General features: G+C 61.0%; 15 protein-coding genes and 2 pseudogenes. 9 read left to right on the top strand and 8 right to left on the bottom strand.

Annotation, left to right across the window (positions count from 1 at the left end):
- Nucleotides 1-215 precede the first annotated feature (215 nt).
- Entirely contained in the window at nt 216-1,550 is a 1,335-nt protein-coding gene (locus ACZ9IU_RS26090; RefSeq protein WP_040125833.1) for a dicarboxylate/amino acid:cation symporter, read from the top strand.
- Between the two features lie 101 nt (nt 1,551-1,651).
- Here the strand turns inward: ACZ9IU_RS26090 and ACZ9IU_RS26085 are convergent, their stop codons facing one another.
- From ACZ9IU_RS26085 to ACZ9IU_RS26060, 6 genes are all read right to left on the bottom strand, one after another.
- Nucleotides 1,652-1,873: a hypothetical protein gene (locus tag ACZ9IU_RS26085; RefSeq protein WP_040125107.1), complete on the bottom strand. Its 222-nt coding sequence runs from the start codon at nt 1,871-1,873 to the stop codon at nt 1,652-1,654.
- A 127-nt stretch (nt 1,874-2,000) separates the two neighbouring features.
- Nucleotides 2,001-3,212, bottom strand: coding sequence for a mandelate racemase/muconate lactonizing enzyme family protein (locus ACZ9IU_RS26080; protein ID WP_040125110.1), 1,212 nt, complete (start codon nt 3,210-3,212; stop codon nt 2,001-2,003).
- Nucleotides 3,209-4,951, bottom strand: a complete 1,743-nt coding sequence (locus ACZ9IU_RS26075) for an ABC transporter ATP-binding protein (RefSeq protein WP_040125112.1) — start codon at nt 4,949-4,951, stop codon at nt 3,209-3,211. The genes ACZ9IU_RS26080 and ACZ9IU_RS26075 overlap by 4 nt, the downstream gene beginning before the upstream one ends.
- 7 nt (nt 4,952-4,958) lie before the next feature.
- Nucleotides 4,959-6,080, bottom strand: coding sequence for an ABC transporter permease (locus ACZ9IU_RS26070; protein ID WP_040125115.1), 1,122 nt, complete (start codon nt 6,078-6,080; stop codon nt 4,959-4,961).
- Nucleotides 6,081-6,090: 10 nt separating this feature from the next.
- Nucleotides 6,091-7,077, bottom strand: a complete 987-nt coding sequence (locus tag ACZ9IU_RS26065; RefSeq protein ID WP_040125117.1) for an ABC transporter permease — start codon at nt 7,075-7,077, stop codon at nt 6,091-6,093.
- Nucleotides 7,078-7,207: 130 nt separating this feature from the next.
- Complete coding sequence (locus ACZ9IU_RS26060; protein WP_040125119.1) at nt 7,208-9,157, bottom strand: ABC transporter substrate-binding protein; 1,950 nt, start codon at nt 9,155-9,157, stop codon at nt 7,208-7,210.
- A 194-nt stretch (nt 9,158-9,351) separates the two neighbouring features.
- Between ACZ9IU_RS26060 and ACZ9IU_RS26055 the strand changes: the two genes are divergently transcribed.
- From ACZ9IU_RS26055 to ACZ9IU_RS26040, 4 genes and pseudogenes are all read left to right on the top strand, one after another.
- Nucleotides 9,352-9,513: a hypothetical protein gene (locus tag ACZ9IU_RS26055; RefSeq protein ID WP_157885318.1), complete on the top strand. Its 162-nt coding sequence runs from the start codon at nt 9,352-9,354 to the stop codon at nt 9,511-9,513.
- Nucleotides 9,513-10,247, top strand: a complete 735-nt coding sequence (locus ACZ9IU_RS26050) for a FadR/GntR family transcriptional regulator (RefSeq protein ID WP_040125121.1) — start codon at nt 9,513-9,515, stop codon at nt 10,245-10,247. The genes ACZ9IU_RS26055 and ACZ9IU_RS26050 overlap by 1 nt, the downstream gene beginning before the upstream one ends.
- 23 nt (nt 10,248-10,270) lie before the next feature.
- On the top strand, nt 10,271-11,101 hold the full coding sequence (locus ACZ9IU_RS26045; protein WP_040125123.1) for an NAD-dependent epimerase/dehydratase family protein: 831 nt from the start codon (nt 10,271-10,273) through the stop codon (nt 11,099-11,101).
- A pseudogene (locus ACZ9IU_RS26040) lies at nt 11,098-11,980 on the top strand (SMP-30/gluconolactonase/LRE family protein). Before ACZ9IU_RS26045 ends, ACZ9IU_RS26040 begins: the two are co-directional and overlap by 4 nt.
- A gap of 23 nt (nt 11,981-12,003) precedes the next feature.
- On the opposite strand, the gene ACZ9IU_RS26035 reads toward ACZ9IU_RS26040, so the two are convergent.
- Both ACZ9IU_RS26035 and ACZ9IU_RS26030 read right to left on the bottom strand, forming a co-directional pair.
- Nucleotides 12,004-12,306, bottom strand: a complete 303-nt coding sequence (locus ACZ9IU_RS26035; protein WP_157885319.1) for a hypothetical protein — start codon at nt 12,304-12,306, stop codon at nt 12,004-12,006.
- Nucleotides 12,307-12,394: 88 nt separating this feature from the next.
- Nucleotides 12,395-12,667 carry an usg protein gene (locus ACZ9IU_RS26030; protein ID WP_040125127.1) on the bottom strand — a complete coding sequence of 91 codons (273 nt, stop codon included), beginning with the start codon at nt 12,665-12,667 and terminating at the stop codon, nt 12,395-12,397.
- 279 nt (nt 12,668-12,946) lie between these two features.
- On the opposite strand from ACZ9IU_RS26030, the gene groES reads away from it, so the two are divergent.
- The 4 genes and pseudogenes from groES to ACZ9IU_RS26010 all read left to right on the top strand — a co-directional run bounded on the left by groES (nt 12,947) and on the right by ACZ9IU_RS26010 (nt 16,640).
- On the top strand, nt 12,947-13,261 hold the full coding sequence (groES, locus tag ACZ9IU_RS26025; RefSeq protein WP_040125129.1) for a co-chaperone GroES: 315 nt from the start codon (nt 12,947-12,949) through the stop codon (nt 13,259-13,261).
- 47 nt (nt 13,262-13,308) lie between these two features.
- A pseudogene (groL, locus tag ACZ9IU_RS26020) lies at nt 13,309-14,938 on the top strand (chaperonin GroEL).
- Nucleotides 14,939-15,038: 100 nt separating this feature from the next.
- Entirely contained in the window at nt 15,039-15,461 is a 423-nt protein-coding gene (locus ACZ9IU_RS26015) for a hypothetical protein (RefSeq protein ID WP_040125134.1), read from the top strand.
- 84 nt (nt 15,462-15,545) lie between these two features.
- Nucleotides 15,546-16,640 (top strand): glycosyltransferase family 4 protein, encoded by a 1,095-nt coding sequence (locus ACZ9IU_RS26010; protein WP_040125136.1) that lies wholly within the window; start codon nt 15,546-15,548, stop codon nt 16,638-16,640.
- The last annotated feature ends 16 nt before the right edge of the window (nt 16,641-16,656 follow it).

Below are 16,656 nucleotides of genomic sequence, written 5' to 3'. Positions count from 1 at the left end.
ATGTGTGCATAAATCCGCATGAAATGCAAAGGCCAATGCGGAAATCCGCACGCGCCATCCTGAAACTCGCCTTCCACATCCGAATTTAAACGAGATAAATCAAACGGTTGGAAATATCCGCCCTTTTGGCACGCATGTTGCTCCGAGAAAGCCTGCAGCAACAGTAACGCCGCGCCCCGGGAGGCCAATTTGGTTGGGACGCCATGGAGGATATGATGAACGCAACGATTTCCGATGCGCCAACGCACGGCAAGCTTCCTTTCTACCGCCACCTTTATTTCCAGGTTCTCGTGGCGATCGCCGCTGGCATCCTGCTCGGTCATTTCTATCCGGACACCGGCGCTTCCCTGAAGCCGCTCGGCGATGCCTTCATCAAGCTGGTGAAGATGATCATCGCGCCAGTGATTTTCCTGACCGTCGCAACCGGTATCGCCGGCATGGCCGATCTGCAAAAGGTCGGGCGAGTCGCTGGCAAGGCGATGATCTACTTTCTGGTGTTTTCGACGCTCGCGCTCGCCGTTGGCCTGCTCGTCTCGAATATCGTTCAGCCGGGTGCCGGCATGCACATCGATCCGGCCACGCTCGACGCCAAGGCGGTCGCGACCTATACGGCGAAGGCGCATGACACCACGATCACCGGCTTCTTGATGAACATCATTCCGGATACGATCGTCGGTGCCTTTGCACAGGGCGATATCCTGCAGGTGCTGTTCTTCTCGGTTCTCTTCGGCATCGCGCTTGGCATGGTCGGCGAACGCGGTCGTCCAGTTATTGACTTCCTGCAGGCATTGACCGCGCCGATCTTCCGTCTCGTAACCATCCTGATGAAGGCTGCGCCGATCGGCGCCTTCGGCGCCATGGCCTTTACCATCGGCAAGTACGGCATCGGTTCGATTGCCAACCTTGCGATGCTGATCGGCACTTTCTATCTCACCTCGCTCCTCTTCGTGCTGGTCGTCCTCGGGGCCGTCGCACGCTACAACGGCTTTTCGATCATCTCACTCATCCGCTACATCAAGGAAGAACTGCTTCTTGTGCTCGGCACTTCCTCGTCGGAAGCGGCATTGCCCGGCTTGATGGCGAAGATGGAACGCGCCGGCTGCAAGCGCTCGGTGGTCGGTCTTGTCATTCCGACCGGCTATTCCTTCAATCTCGACGGTACCAACATCTACATGACGCTGGCCGCACTCTTCATTGCCCAGGCGACTGACACGCCGATCACGCTTGGCGACCAGATCCTGCTGCTGCTCGTCGCGATGTTGAGCTCGAAGGGAGCTGCAGGCATTACCGGGGCCGGCTTCATCACCCTGGCGGCGACCCTTTCGGTGGTCCCATCCGTGCCGGTCGCCGGCATGGCGCTGATCCTCGGCATCGATCGCTTCATGTCGGAATGCCGGGCGCTCACCAATCTGGTCGGCAATGCGGTCGCGACCGTCGTCGTCGCCCGCTGGGAAAACGAGCTGGACCCGACGCAGTTCGCTGCCGCCATGGCGGGCAATGTCGATGCCGAAAACGCTGTGCTGATACCCTCAGCCCAGCCTGCCGAATAATCGTCTGCTGCTATCGCAGCCGAACAAAGGCCGCCGGCCAGCCGGCGGCCTTTGTCGTTTCCACAGAACAGACGTGCTCTTGTCGAGGAATCAGCGCGGCTCTATTCTTCAGGCACACCGTCGAGCAGGCCGTCATACACTTCGATGAGTGCATTGGTGATCGCCTGTCCCAGCGCATTGCCGGCTATTCGGACGTCGTCCTCGGTGCCGTCTCGTGAGGCTTTGGCCAGTTCGAAACCCTCTTCGGCGACGATCTGCTTGGCCACTTCGATAGCCCACAGCCCGAAGTCGCCGCGATTATCTATCTTGATCGAGTCATCCATTGCGGTCTGCCTGTTGCTGGAGCAGCCTTCCTATATCGCCTCGGCAATGATGGACAGCGTCTATTCCCACAATATTCATCGCCGCCGCGAACGGTGTCCCGATCAATTTTTCATGGCTGGGCCGCCCTCAGGTGTTGAAGTAATGCCGGCGCGACAGGCGCGTCTGCACATAGAGGCGTTCGCCGTGAGTCCCCGGCGCGTAGGCACCGCCGCTTTCCTGCACCGGGATCGAAACATTGCCGTCGCTCGGGAAGCGGGCGACGAATTCCTCGTCGATATCGCAGCCGAGACCCGGCCCATTCGGGACCGCAAGCGAACCGCCTTCCTGGACAGGGTGCGGCACGATCGTGTGCTTACGGCCCTCCCAGTCGTCGTCGATCCGTTCGAGGATGAGTGCATTCGGGATCGAGGCGAGCAGATGAAGTGCCGCATATTCCGCGACCGGGCCGAGCGAGCCAGAATGCGGCGCCATCTGGATGTGATGCGCTTCCGCCATCGCGGCGATCTTCTTCATCTGGGTAATGCCGCCGGCGCGTCCCGTATCCGGCTGGATCACGTCGACCAGTTCTTCCTCGATCAACTGCCGTTCGCCGAAGATGGTCGCAGTGCGTTCGCCGGCTGCGAGCGGGATATGGGCCGCGTCGCGGATACGCCGGTACCCTTCGACATTGTCCGGGGCGATCGGATCTTCAACCCAAAGCAGTTCGTAGGGTTCGAGCTTGCGCACCAGGCGGCAGGCATCGGCCGGCGTCATCCACGGCGGGCCGTGCAGATCGATCGCGATGTCCATTTCGTCGCCGACGGCATCGCGCAGCATGGCGACCTTGCGAACCGGATCGGAAACGCCGCCGCATTTGAGCGCCTTGATGCCGCGGTTCTTGAGGGAAAGCGCCTTTTCGACCGTGTTGGCATGCGAATAGATCGGAATTCGGTCACGCAGCTTGCCTCCGAGCAGGTTCCATACCGGCACGCCCAGCACCTTGCCCTTGATGTCCCACAGCGCCATGTCGATGCCGGTCGCAGCGCCGCCACCGACCGTGCCGAGCATGCCGTGACCCATCATGGCGATCGCCATCTTTTGCCACAGCTTTTCGATATGAGTCGGATCTTCCCCGATCAGAAGCGGGGCGAGATCCTTGATCGCGGTTTCGACGACACGCGGCCAGCCGGAGCATTCGCCGATGCCGGTAATGCCCTCGTCGGTATCGATTTTCAGGAAGAGCCAGTTGCGGGTTCCGCCGAAAGGCTGGGCCGACTTTGGCACCGGCACCGTCTGCCGCGCCTCAAGGTCGGGTGAGCCTACCTGCATAAGGAAGGTGCGAATACCGGTGATCTTCATCCTGCCGTGCTCCCATTCTTGACCTGGCTGGGTTCGGTATAGCGGAATCGCCTGGAGCGATCGCGGTCGCGCGGATCCGGTCGCGGAATGGCCGAGATGAGCGCTTGGGTATAAGGGTGATCCGGCGCGTTGCAGACCTTGTCGGCCTCACCCACTTCGACAAGCTTGCCGCGATACATGACGCCTACCCGGTCGCACATGTAACGAATGACGCCAATGTCATGGCTGATGAAGATGTAGGCGAGACCAAGCTCGTCCTGCAGCCGCATCAGAAGATCGAGCACCTGGAAGCGCACGGAAACGTCGAGCGCCGAGGTCGCCTCGTCGGCGACGATGATGCGCGGGTTCAGCGTGATCGCCCGGGCAATGCCGATGCGCTGGCGCTGGCCGCCCGAAAACGCATGCGGGTAACGCTCGCGTCCGGCGGGATCGAGGCCGACCTGATCCATCAGGTGGCAGACCCGCTCGTCGAGTTCCTTGCCACGGGCGATGCCGTTGACCAGCAGGGGTTCGCCGATCACCTGCGCGACGGTCATGCGCGGATTGAGCGACCCGAACGGGTCCTGGAAGACCATGCGCAGTTCGCGCCGCGCGGCCTTCAGCTCGGCACCTTCGAGTTTGGCAAGATCGACGACCTTGCCGTCGGCTCGGCGATAAAGCATCTCGCCACCCGTCGGATCGTAGAGACGCATGATCGAGCGGCCCATCGTCGTCTTGCCGGAGCCGCTCTCTCCCACGATGCCGAGCGTCTCGCCGGGAAGCAGCGCGATCGAGACGTCGTTCAGCGCCTTCATGTCGCCGAAATGCATGGAAAGGTTGCGGATGGTGAGGATCGGCTCGGCTGTCGTGTCGAGCGGCGGACGGGCAAGCCTGATCTCGGCCTTCTGCTCCAGCTTCAGCACCGAGCCGATCAGCATGCGCGTGTAAGGATCCTGCGGCGAATGGAAGATCTGCTCGACCGGCCCGTATTCCTTGGCGACGCCATGATGCATGACCAGCACGTCGTCGGCGATCTGGGCGACGACGCCCATGTCGTGGGTGATGAACAGCACGGCCATGCCGGTCGACTGCTGCAGCCGTTTGATCAGGTCGAGGATCTCGGCCTGGGTCGTCACGTCGAGCGCCGTGGTCGGCTCGTCGGCAATCAGCAGCTGCGGTTTGCAAGCAAGCGCCATGGCGATCATGGCGCGCTGGCGCATGCCGCCGGAATACTGGAAGGCGTAGCGGTCGAGCGCCTTTTCCGGATCGGGAATTTCCACCTGCCGCAACAGCGAGATTGCCTCGGTCCTTGCCTGCGCCTTGCTCATGTTGAGGTGCAACCGCAGCACTTCGGTGATCTGGTCGCCAACCGTGTGCACCGGCGAGAGCGACGACATCGGCTCCTGGAAGATCATCGCGATGTCGCGGCCGCGCACCGAACGGATCGCCCGGCTGCGCGGGTTGAGCTTGGCGAGGTCGAGCGACGTGCCGTCCGGGCGGTGCAGTAAAATCGATCCGGAGGCAATCTCGCCGGGCGAGTCTACGATCTGCAGGATCGAGCGCGCGGTCACGGATTTCCCCGATCCGCTCTCGCCGACGACGCAGAGCGTTTTGCCAGGCTCGATCGAGAAGGAAAGATCATCCACGGCCCTGAAGACGCCGGTGCGGAGCGCAAACTCGGTCACCAGGTTCTTGACTTCGAGCAACGGCTTGCCCGCTGCAATCGAGGGGCGGGGGACGATGGAAAGGACATCGGTCATCGGCGCCTCACTTGTTGTAGGGATCGGCCGCATCACGCAGGCCGTCGCCGAAGAGGTTGAGCGCCATGACGGCGACGACGACCGCGAGCCCCGGCATGAAGAGCCATGGAGCGGTGGCGATGGAGCGGATGTTCTGCGCTTCACGCAGCAGCACGCCCCAGGAGATCGTCGGTGGCTGCAGGCCGAGACCGAGGAACGACAGCGAGGTCTCCGCGAGGATCATCGCAGGCACCGCCAAAGTCATCGAGGCGATGATGTGGCTTGAGAAGCTCGGCAACATGTGGCGGAAGATGATGCGGCCTTCCGAGACGCCGTCGAGGCGTGCTGCGGCGACGAACTCTTCGGTGCGAAGCGACAGAAAGCGGCCGCGCACGACGCGGGCGAGCTGCGCCCAGCCCGTGAACGACAGGATGATGGTGATCATCATGTACTGGAGTGTCGCCGGCCAGCCCTGCGGCAATGCGGCCGCCAGCGCCAGCCAGATCGGAATGGTCGGCAGCGACAGCACGAAATCGATGACGCGCTGCATGACGAAATCGATCCGGCCGCCATAATAACCGGAGATGCCGCCGAGAACGATGCCGAGCAGCAGCGACAGGAAGACCCCGACCAGACCGATCGACAGCGATATCTGGGCACCTTGCACCGTGCGGCTATAGACGTCGCGGCCGAGGCGATCGGCGCCGAACAGATAAAGCGGCTTGCTCTTGTCGGTGGTGGCGATCAGGTGAATGTCGGTCTCGAAAAGACCGAGTACCGAATAGGTGTAGCCTCGGCCAAAGAAGGCGATCGGCACCTTCACGCCCGTATCCTCCACGAAGACGGCTGCCAGCGTGTTCGGGTCCCGCGTCAGCTTCATCCCATAATAATGCGGTCCGATCTGGAAGCCGTTGGTGGTATCGAACAGGTGAAGGCCCTGCGGCGGGTGAAACGTCGAGCGGGCATTCTGCATGAACGGGTCGTTGATCGCGAAGAAGCCCGGTACGAGCGCAACGATATACATGGCAAGCGTGACGACGAGCGCCGCCATGGCGAGCTTGTGCCGCTTGAAAGCCCACCAGATGAGCTGCCATTGCGAGGCAACGGCGGCGCGGTCCGGCCTGACATTGGTGATGGAGACATCGACCATGGGTGTTCTCCTATTCTAGCCGAATGCGCGGATCGACCAGCGCAAGCAGGATGTCGCTGATCAGCGAGCCGATCAGGGTGAGCGCGCAGATCAAAAGCACGAAGGCGCCGGCGAGATACATGTCCTGCGCCATCAGTGACTGCAGGAGCAGTGGGGCGGCGGTCGGCAGGTTGAGGACGATCGCAACCACGACGGAGCCGGAAATCAGGTTCGGCAGCAGCCAGGCGATCGTCGAGATGAATGGGTTGAGTGCGATGCGCAGCGGATATTTGATCAGCAGCCGGAACTCGGAAAGACCCTTGGCACGCGCCGTCGTCACATAAGGCTTCGGCAACTCGTCCAGCATGTTGGCGCGCATGACGCGGATCAGGCTTGCGGTAGACGAGATCGCAAGGATCGCAACCGGCAGCCACAGATGTGTCAGCAGGTCGTACATCTTGGCAAGGCTCCAGGAGGCCATCTCGTATTCCGGAGAGAAAAGCCCGCCGACGTCCGCGCCGAATTCGACCGCCGCGACATACATCAGCACCAGCGCCAGCAGGAAGGACGGGATAGACAGGCCGAAGAAGGTGAAGGCCGTGAAGGCATAGTCGCCGATCGAGTATTTCTTCACCGCGGAATAGACGCCGATCGGCAGCGCCAGCGCCCAGGTGGCGATCAGGCTGACCAGGGCCAGCACAAGAGTGAGCGCCATGCGCTCCCAGATCAGACCGGAGACCGGCTGTTGCCATTCGAACGAGATGCCGAAATCACCGCGGGTGAGGATGCCCCAGATCCATTTCAAATATTGTATCAACATCGGTTGGTCGAGGCCGAACCGCTCGCGCAGCTGCGCGGCAGTATTCTGGTCGACCACCTCGTTGGAAGACGCGAGAGTGGCAATGTAGGTGGTGACGAAGTCGCCGGGCGGGAGCTGGATCAGGACGAAGGCCAGGAAACTCACCGCAAACAGCGATGGGATCATCCAGAAAAGTCGCTTGACGATGAATTTCAGCATCGAACGCTCGCAATACGGATTGCACGGCATGCCGACGCGAGGCCAAAGGCTGTCGCTTCAACGTCCATGCAACGGGGCTGGAGGAGTGCCGCCGCCGATCAGACGGCGGCACCGGCGAGATAAACCCAGATCAGCTCGTGAAGGTGAACTGCTGTGGCAGAGCGGGACCCGGATTCGGCCAGGACCAGCTGTCCGGCTCCTTCTCAGGCACGTTGCGCAGATTGTTGCGGATGATGCCGAAGCCACCGACGGCAAGGCAGATCCCCATCACTTCGAAGTCCTCGGCAGCCAGATCGAAGATCTGCTTCATGACTTCCCCGCGCTTGGCGAGATCGGCCGTCGAGCGGGCGGCGTCGAAGAGCTTCATACGCTTCTTCTGGCTTTCCGGCGGTTCCTCGCCCTTCTGGCCGTTCGACGTGTACCAGAGCGTCCACGGGATCGCGTAGCGCGAACCCTGTGGGTGGAACGCGAAGTAGTCGCGCGGATCGAGCATCGGATCGAGACCGCCCGGGCCCGGCCAGACCTGCGCGTCGTGCGCATTGTCGTCGCCGCGGGTGTAATACAGCGCGCGCTCGATCGTATTGACCTTCATGTCGATGCCGATCTTGGCCCAATGCGCCTTCACCAGTTCCAGCGTATCCACGAGGTCCGGATAAAGCGTCGGGATGACGTCCACCGCAAAGAAGATCGGCTGGCCATCCGGCCGCAGGCGGATCCCGTTGCCGTTCTTCTTGTCCAGGCCCGCCTTGTCCAGGAGGGCATTGGCTTTGTCCGGGGCGTATTCGGTGAACTGCCGCGCAAGCTTCTCATGGTACCAGGGATGACCGGGCCGCGGACCGGTCTGGTAACCTTCGCTCTGGCCGAAATAGACGATGTCGATGATTTCCTGGCGATTGATGCCCGTCGACAGAGCCTGACGGAAGGACTTGTCGGCGAAGATCTTGCGCAACACCGGGTCTTTGTGGGTCATGTTCAGATAGAGCGAGCATTGCTGTGCCGCGGACGGCACCAGCGTCATCAGGCGATAGTCGCCCTTCTTCATGTTCTGCGACAGGGTCGGCTTGTTGGCGAGCACGCTGATATGGCGCTCCTGGATGTCGATCTTGCCGGAGATGACGTTCAGCATCAGGGATTCGACGTCCTGAGAGATGCCAAAATTCAACTCGTCGATATAGGGAAGCTGGTTGCCTTCCGTATCGACCTGCCAGAAGTAGGGATTGCGGGTCATGACGACGCGGGTTGCACCGCCCGAATAGGGCTCCTTGACGACCCAGGGATCCATTGTCGGCTTTTCGACATTCGACCAGCGAGAAGGGATTTCGATATCGCCGCACTTGGAACGGAAAAGTTCCGTCCATCCTGCCGCTCCGGCCGCCTTCGCGTCCGCATCGAGATTCGGGTTATATTTCGGAAGGAACTTGCTGCAGTAGTGCTTGGCAAACAGCGTCGGATGCTGACCGAGCGGGGTCGCCAGGTTTTCCAGATAGAGCGCGTTGGCGGCAGCGAAGGTGAACTTGACGGTGTAGTCGTCAATTTTCTCGACGATCACCGGCTTGCCGGCGACGGCAAGCTGGGCCGGCGTGGAGCTGTAAAGCTCCTTGTTCTTGACGACATCCTCGATCGCGAACACCACGTCGTCGGCCGTGAACGGATGACCGTCCGACCATTTCGCACCCTTCAGCAGATGAAAGGTGAATTGCGAGGCGTCGGCATTGACTTCCCACTTCTCGGCAAGGTTCGGCAGGACTGCGGTAAAGTCCATATTCCAGCGGACAAGGCCCTGGTTGCCGACCATGCGCAGGATGCCGTTGTGGTCGGACGAGCCGCGCAGGCCGCGCCGCAACGTGCCGCCATACGTGCCGATCTTTTCCCAGGGCTTCACCACCATGGGGGTTTGCGGCAGCCGTTCGGCCAGCGGCGGAAGCTTTCCGTCCTTCACCAGGGCTGCCAGTTGCGGTGCTTCCTTGGCCCCGGCAGCGCTCGCGCTGCCGCCCGCCATGGACAGGGCCACTGCCCCGCTGACACCCGCCAGGAATGTCCGGCGGGTTACGCCGGAAGACATGATTTCATCGTCGCGCATAGATCTCCTCCCAATTCAGACCGTGCCGACCTGGTTGGCGATCTGGCCGGGTTCCCAGCCAACAGACCGCCATGGACCTCCATCCCATCGGCAAACGGGACCATAACCGGTTTTCAGATGATTACAAGTATTGACAGATTTTGACAGGCTCAATAGTCCTACCTCCCAAAAGCATGCCGAACGGGAGGAGACGCATGACTTACAATCCTCAAGACGTGGCCAATCCTCAAGACGTGGCGGAGGAAGCCTTCGTCGATCAAAGGCTCACGGCGGGCCGCAGGATTTCTGGTCTCTATTCTCCGGAAAAGGAAGCGCAGCCCGAGTTCCCCGAATGGGGACGTGAAAAGGGACGTTGATGAACCAGGCCGGCGTGATAGCGGCAGCCAAGGCCGAGCCTCGCTTCAGCGACATCATCTACGAGAGGATCGTGGAAATGATTGCTGATGGCCGCTTTCCAGTCAATGAAAGGCTTCCGTCGGAGCCCAATCTCTCCGTGATGTTCGGCGCGTCACGGCCGGTCGTGCGCGAGGCCCTGGAGCGTCTTCGTGCCGACCAGTTGATCGTCTCGCGCAAAGGCTCCGGTTCCTACGTGCGGCAGCGGCCGGACTCTTCAGTCCTCAACCAGGTCCCGGTCGGTTCACTGGCCGACGTGCAGCGGTTTTTTGAGTTCCGGGCAGGCCTCGAGGCGGAAGCCGCGGCACTCGCGGCGCGCAACTGGCAGGTTAATGACAAGGTCCGCATCATGGCGGCGCTCGCGGCACTCGAGCACTGTCTGGAGGTCGGAGAACTGGGTGCCGAGGAGGATCAAAGGCTGCATGATGCCATCGCCATGGCGACCGGCAACCAGTTCCACACGATCGTCCGGGAGTGGTTCAAGCCGCATTTTTCGATCGGCATGTCGGTGACGCGTAGCCTCAGCCTCAAGCGGACGCCGCTGCATGTCCGCCATGTGCAGGACGAACATGCGGCAATCGTGGAAGCCATCCTCGCCCGTCGGGAAACGGATGCGCACAACGCCATGAAAACGCATATCCTGAATGCGCGCGCCCGCATGTTCCAAGGCGTCGAGGCTCAATCTATCGACGCCTGATGGCGGCCGCAGGGAGACGCATTTTGAAACGGATCGCAATAACCGGCGGGGCGGGCCGCATTGCCACGCAGCTCAGGGATTTTCTGCGCCCTGTCGTGCAGCATATCAGGCTGATCGATGTCAGACCGGCGAAAGAGCTTGCATCGAGTGAAAGTTTTTTCGAAGGCAATCTCGCGGATGCAGATGCGATGCGCGCCGCCCTCGACGGGATGGACGGTGTCATCCATCTTGGCGGTCTGCCTAACGAGGCAGGCATCGACGACATGTTGCAGACAAATATCCTCGGTACCTACAATCTCTACGATGCAGCGCGCGCAACCGGCGTGAACCGCGTTGTTTTTGCCTCCAGCAATCACACGACTGGCTTTTATCCGCGGTCCGAAACGATTACCCCGTTCGATGTTCCCCGCCCCGACACGCGTTACGGCCTGTCAAAATGCTGGGGCGAGATGGTGGCGGGTTTTTATTACGACAAGGCTGGCATCTCAACGCTGTCGATCCGCATCGGCAACGCTGCCGCCTATCCAAACAGCGAACGCACGGCTGCCATCTGGATCAGTCCTCGCGACCTTTACCAGCTTGTCTGGATCGGCCTTACCCACCCGGAAATCGCTGCCGCTGTCGTTTACGGCGTTTCGCGCAACGATTCCGGCTGGTGGCGCGACGAAACTGCCGAGCGCCTCGGTTATCGCCCGCAGGACCATAGTCGCGATCATCTGCGTATCGAGCAGATAGCCGAAAGTGCAGTAGCCGCATTCTTTCAGGGCGGCAGCTTCTGCGAAACTGAACATGACGGGCAAGTCAGGCAGCGCGACAGAAATGGCCTGGTCGTTCCTGGAAAGGCTGGGGCATGAGCAAACCGGACATCATCACCCCGAAGGTGCGACGGGTCATCGACTTTCCGCTGAAGGTCGGCGAATCGCCCACCTGGGACGACCGCACCGGAGATCTCTGGCTGGTCGACATCCTGGCGCCGGCAGCAATCTGCCTGCGCGCCAACGGGCATATCGACCGGTACGACATGCCGCACAAGATCGGCTGCCTGGCACTCTGCGAAAGCGGTGATATCGCCGTCGCGCTCGAAAACGGCGTTCACATCCTCAACCCGAAAACCGGCGCGATGAAGCTGCTCTGCAATCCCGACGGCGGGCGCCCCGACAGCCGGCTCAACGACGGCAAGGTCGGCCCCGACGGCTGCTTCTGGGTCGGCACCCGTGACGAGGCTATCCCGCAGACCGGCAATGCCCGCCTTTATCGCGTCATGCCCGACGGCTCCTTCACCACGATCATCGATGGCGGGCTGCTGACCTCCAATGGCCTTGCCTGGAGCCCGGACGGCCGAACCATGTATCACTCGGACAGCAGCGGCCTTTTTGCCCAGGTCTTCGATTTCGATCCGCAGAAGGGCGTCACCGGCCCCCCCTCGCCGGCTGCACGACTTCGCCCCGGAAGAAGGCCGGCCGGATGGCGCCGCCATGGATGCGAATGGTTTTTACTGGATCGCCGGCATCCTCTCGGGCGGTGTCAACCGGCTGTCGCCGGAGGGCGAGGTCGTCGAGATTTACAAAATGCCGGCGAAATCACCGACCATGCCCTGTTTCGGCGGGCCGGATCTCGCGACGATCTACGTCACCACCCTCTCCACCGACAACAACGGCACGTTCGAACACGGGACGCTCTTTGCCTTCGAAGCCGGCGTCCGCGGCACACCCGTCCACCGTTTCAGGATTTGAACCCGTCGCCGATCGCGGCACGCTCAGTGGACTGCCATGCTTGACATTCTATAGGGATGTTGGGCATTGAACTGCGAAATCATCGCCTTTGCCTGCTTGAGCACGCGCTCCGCGCCGTCAGGATCATCACGCGCGAGCTCATCGGCATTCGTCCGGATTGCCTCGGCCATATTGTTTGACAGCATCGCAAAATGCCTGATGCCCTCGGCCCAGGCCTCCCGCGCCGTTCCTTGGAGAGCCTGCGCAAGGTTGATGAAAATCTCCTCGCGCTCCTCGACGTGGAGATCACGGATCGTTTCTTGTTGTGCTTCCGTTTTGCCACTCACTCAAAAGCCAATGTGACGGTGACGAGCTCATGAGAGCCTCGGCTGGCGATGAGTTAGGAAGCGAAAAATCTCTGTTCAAGTGCTGTCGTTAGTGCAGCTTGAACTCGCCGTCCACGCGGCGCCATTCGTGCGGGCCGATCAGGCGCTGGTGGGTGTAACGCACGGAGTGAAGCGGGCCGTCAAGGTTGACCTGCCAGAAATCAAGAAACCTGTGCATCTCCGGGAAATCAGGTGCCAGATCGTAGTCCTGCCAAACATATGTCTGCAGGACGGATTCGAAATCGGGGATATGGTAGAGGATGTGAGCAGTGGTAAGGCCGTAGCCGTGGAGCTGACGTTCCATATCTGATGAAAATCGCATGCTTCGTCTCCGTTTCATGCCGTCTGAAGCGGGTGCTTTTTTTGCGGCCCATCAACATTTTCAAAACGCCAAGCCCACGTTTGTTGTTCCTTTCCAGCGCCTTGGCAGCCAGCTTGAAAGAGTGCTGATTTTTTGCGCGGGCTCTCTTGAAATCCCGAAATCTGCAAACCAGATCATTTCGCGCAAAACGCTCGCGCGAGGTTTTGCACCCGCCCGGACTGGTCATCCGGTCCGGCCAGGGGGAACAACGTCATCATTGTTTGTCCATTGGAGGAAAACATGTCGTTCCGACCGCTTCACGATCGCATTCTCGTCCGCCGGGTCGAATCCGAGGAAAAGACCAAGGGTGGCATCATCATTCCCGACACTGCCAAGGAAAAGCCACAGGAAGGCGAGGTCATCGCCGTCGGCCCTGGCGCGCGCAACGACGCCGGCCAGGTTCAGGCCCTCGATGTCAAGGTTGGCGACCGCATCCTGTTTGGCAAGTGGTCCGGCACCGAGATCAAGATCAACGGCGAGGACCTGCTGATCATGAAGGAAAGCGACGTCATGGGCATCATCGAGGCCCAGGCCGAGCAGAAGAAAGCCGCCTGAGAACACCATCCATCAATCAAGCAAGCTGCCTAATCGAGGAGTGAAAAATGGCTGCGAAAGAAGTCAAGTTCAACACCGATGCCCGTGAACGCATGCTGCGTGGGGTCGATATCCTGGCCAATGCCGTGAAGGTAACGCTTGGGCCCAAGGGCCGCAACGTCGTCATCGACAAGTCCTTCGGAGCGCCCCGCATCACCAAGGACGGCGTGTCGGTCGCCAAGGAGATCGAACTGGACGACAAGTTCGAAAACATGGGCGCCCAAATGCTGCGTGAGGTGGCATCGAAGACCAACGATCTAGCCGGCGACGGCACGACGACCGCCACCGTGCTTGCCCAGGCGATCGTCAAGGAGGGCGCAAAGGCCGTCGCTTCCGGCATGAACCCGATGGACCTGAAGCGTGGAAATCGACCTTGCCGTCGATGCGGTCGTCAAGGAGCTGAAAGCCAATGCCCGCAAGATCTCGAACAATTCCGAAATCGCCCAGGTGGGCACCATTTCGGCCAATGGCGATGCCGAGATCGGCCGCTATCTTGCCGAAGCCATGGAAAAGGTCGGCAACGAAGGCGTGATCACCGTCGAGGAAGCCAAGACCGCCGAAACCGAACTCGAAGTCGTCGAAGGCATGCAGTTCGACCGCGGTTATCTCAGCCCCTATTTCGTCACCAACCAGGACAAGATGCGAGTGGAGCTCGAAGAGCCCTATATCCTGATCCACGAGAAGAAGCTCTCCAACCTGCAATCCATGCTGCCGGTGCTGGAAGCCGTCGTGCAGTCCGGCAAGCCGCTGCTGATCATCGCTGAAGACGTCGAAGGCGAAGCTCTCGCTACCCTCGTCGTTAACAAGCTGCGTGGCGGCCTCAAGATCGCAGCCGTCAAGGCCCCGGGTTTCGGCGACCGCCGCAAGGCCATGCTCGAAGACATCGCCATCCTGACGGGCGGCACCGTCATCTCCGAGGATCTCGGCATCAAACTGGAGAACGTCACACTGAACATGCTGGGACGGGCGAAGAAAGTGTCGATCGAGAAGGAGAATACCACCATCATCGACGGCGCCGGTTCCAAGGCAGAGATTGACGGTCGGACCACCCAGATCCGCGCCCAGATCGACGAGACGATCTCCGATTACGACCGAGAAAAGCTGCAGGAACGTCTGGCCAAGCTGGCCGGCGGCGTTGCCGTGATCCGCGTCGGCGGCTCGACGGACGTGGAGGTGAAGGAAAAGAAGGACCGGGTTGACGACGCACTGCATGCGACGCGGGCCGCCGTCGAAGAAGGCATCCTGCCCGGCGGCGGTGTCGCGCTGCTGCGCTCCGTCAAGGCACTCGATAACCTCGGCACGGCCAATCAGGATCAGCGGGTCGGCGTCGAGATCGTCCGCCGCGCCATCGAGGCTCCCGTTCGCCAGATCGCCCAAAACGCCGGCGCCGAAGGTTCGGTAATCGTCGGCAAGCTGCGCGAGAAGAGCGAGTTCTCCTACGGCTGGAACGCTCAGACCGGCGAATATGGCGACCTTTATGCGCAGGGCGTCATCGATCCGGCCAAGGTCGTCCGTGCTGCACTGCAGGACGCCGCCTCCGTGGCTGGCCTGCTCGTGACGACGGAAGCCATGATTGCGGAAAAGCCGAAGAAGGAAACCGCTCCTGCCATGCCCGCAGGGGCGGGCATGGATTTCTGAGTGATGGTCCGGCCCGCCCTTTTCAAAGGGCGGGCCAACCCATTCAACCAACAAATCGACAACCGGGCGAAATGTCCATCTCCAGCAATGGGGTCACAGGATGAGAAAGGAAAATATCGACAATACCGCACCAGAGCAGGCCGTAGAAGCAATCAGCGCCGCGCATCTGCTGCACCCGGCTTCGCATTTTAATCACCCGCGGGACGTGCTGGCGGCCGAACATATCGGCAGGGACGAGAAGCGGGCGATCCTCGCCTCATGGGCTTCCGACATATCCGCTATTGAATCCATGCCGGCCTTGCGCCGTTATCCGGGCATGGACAACATCGTCACTTATGACGAAATCCTGGAGGCTCTGAAAGCGCTCGACGGCGGCAGCGATCCTCTCCCCGCGCCGACCCTGCCAGTTTTAGTGGAAACGGGCAGAAGCGACCGCAGAAAGCGACGAAACCGACGGCTTCGCGACCGTTTCGGCCTGTGCAGCGACTGGAACGGACGTCGCCGCCAGTTGTTTGAAACCTGAGGACTTCGACCCCGCGTGCTGTCCTGACGGGCGCGGACATGATTTTTGCCGACGACTCTTTGCTCTCACGAGGAGGTTTTGCCGATGAAGATCGCTCAGATCGCACCGCTTGCTGAAAGTGTTCCGCCCAAGCTCTACGGGGGAACCGAACGCATTGTTTCTTATCTCACCGAAGAGCTTGTCGCCCAGGGCCATGACGTCACTCTCTTTGCAAGCGGTGATTCCGTCACCGATGCCAAGCTGGTGGCGTGTTCGCAGGTCGCATTGCGGCTCAACCCGGCCGTCAGGGACCACCTGCCGCATCAGATCGTCATGCTGGAGGAAATCCGCCGCCGGGCGCACGAATTCGATGTCCTGCATTTCCATATCGACCTGTTGCATTTCCCGCTGGTCCGAGATTTTGCCGACCGCACGGTGACCACCTTGCATGGTCGCCTCGACCTGCCGGACCTGCATCCCTTTTATCAGGCCTTTCCCGAAATTCCGCTGGTCTCGATCTCCAACGACCAGCGCCGCCCGATGCCGCCGGTCAACTGGTCCGGAACCGTCTACCATGGTCTGCCCGCCGATCTCCTCCCCTTCACTGCAACGCCGAAAGGCAATTACCTTGCCTTCCTCGGACGTATTTCGCCGGAGAAGCGGCCGGATCGCGCAATCGCGATCGCGGCAAAGGTCGGCATGCCGCTGAAAATCGCGGCCAAGATCGACAATGCCGACAAGGCCTATTGGGAGACGGTGATCGAGCCGATGGTCAAGAGCCATCCGAATGTCGAATTCATCGGCGAGATAAACGAGCACCAGAAGGCCGGTTTCCTCGGCAATGCCGGCGCGCTGCTTTTCCCGATCGACTGGCCCGAGCCCTTTGGACTCGTCATGATCGAGGCCATGGCCTGCGGCACACCGGTGATCGCCTTCCGCTGCGGCTCCGTTCCGGAGGTGATCGACGACCGGGTCTCCGGCGTTCTGGTCGAGAGCGTGACCGAGGCGGCCGAAAATGTCGAATGGGCGTTGCGGATGGATCGGAGACAAGTGCGCGGCACATTCGAGAAGCGTTTCACCTCAGAAAGAATGGCGCGGGACTATCTTGAGCTCTATCGCAATCTGCCCGGCGTCCGCACCAAGGCCGCACGTATCCGTCGGTCAACCGGCCAGGCGCTCGACCTCCAGGTGGTCGCCTGAATCTTGAGGAGAAGCC

It is taken from the genome of Mesorhizobium sp. USDA 4132, from assembly GCF_056279545.1.
This window is presented reverse-complemented; position numbering and strand designations above follow the sequence as displayed.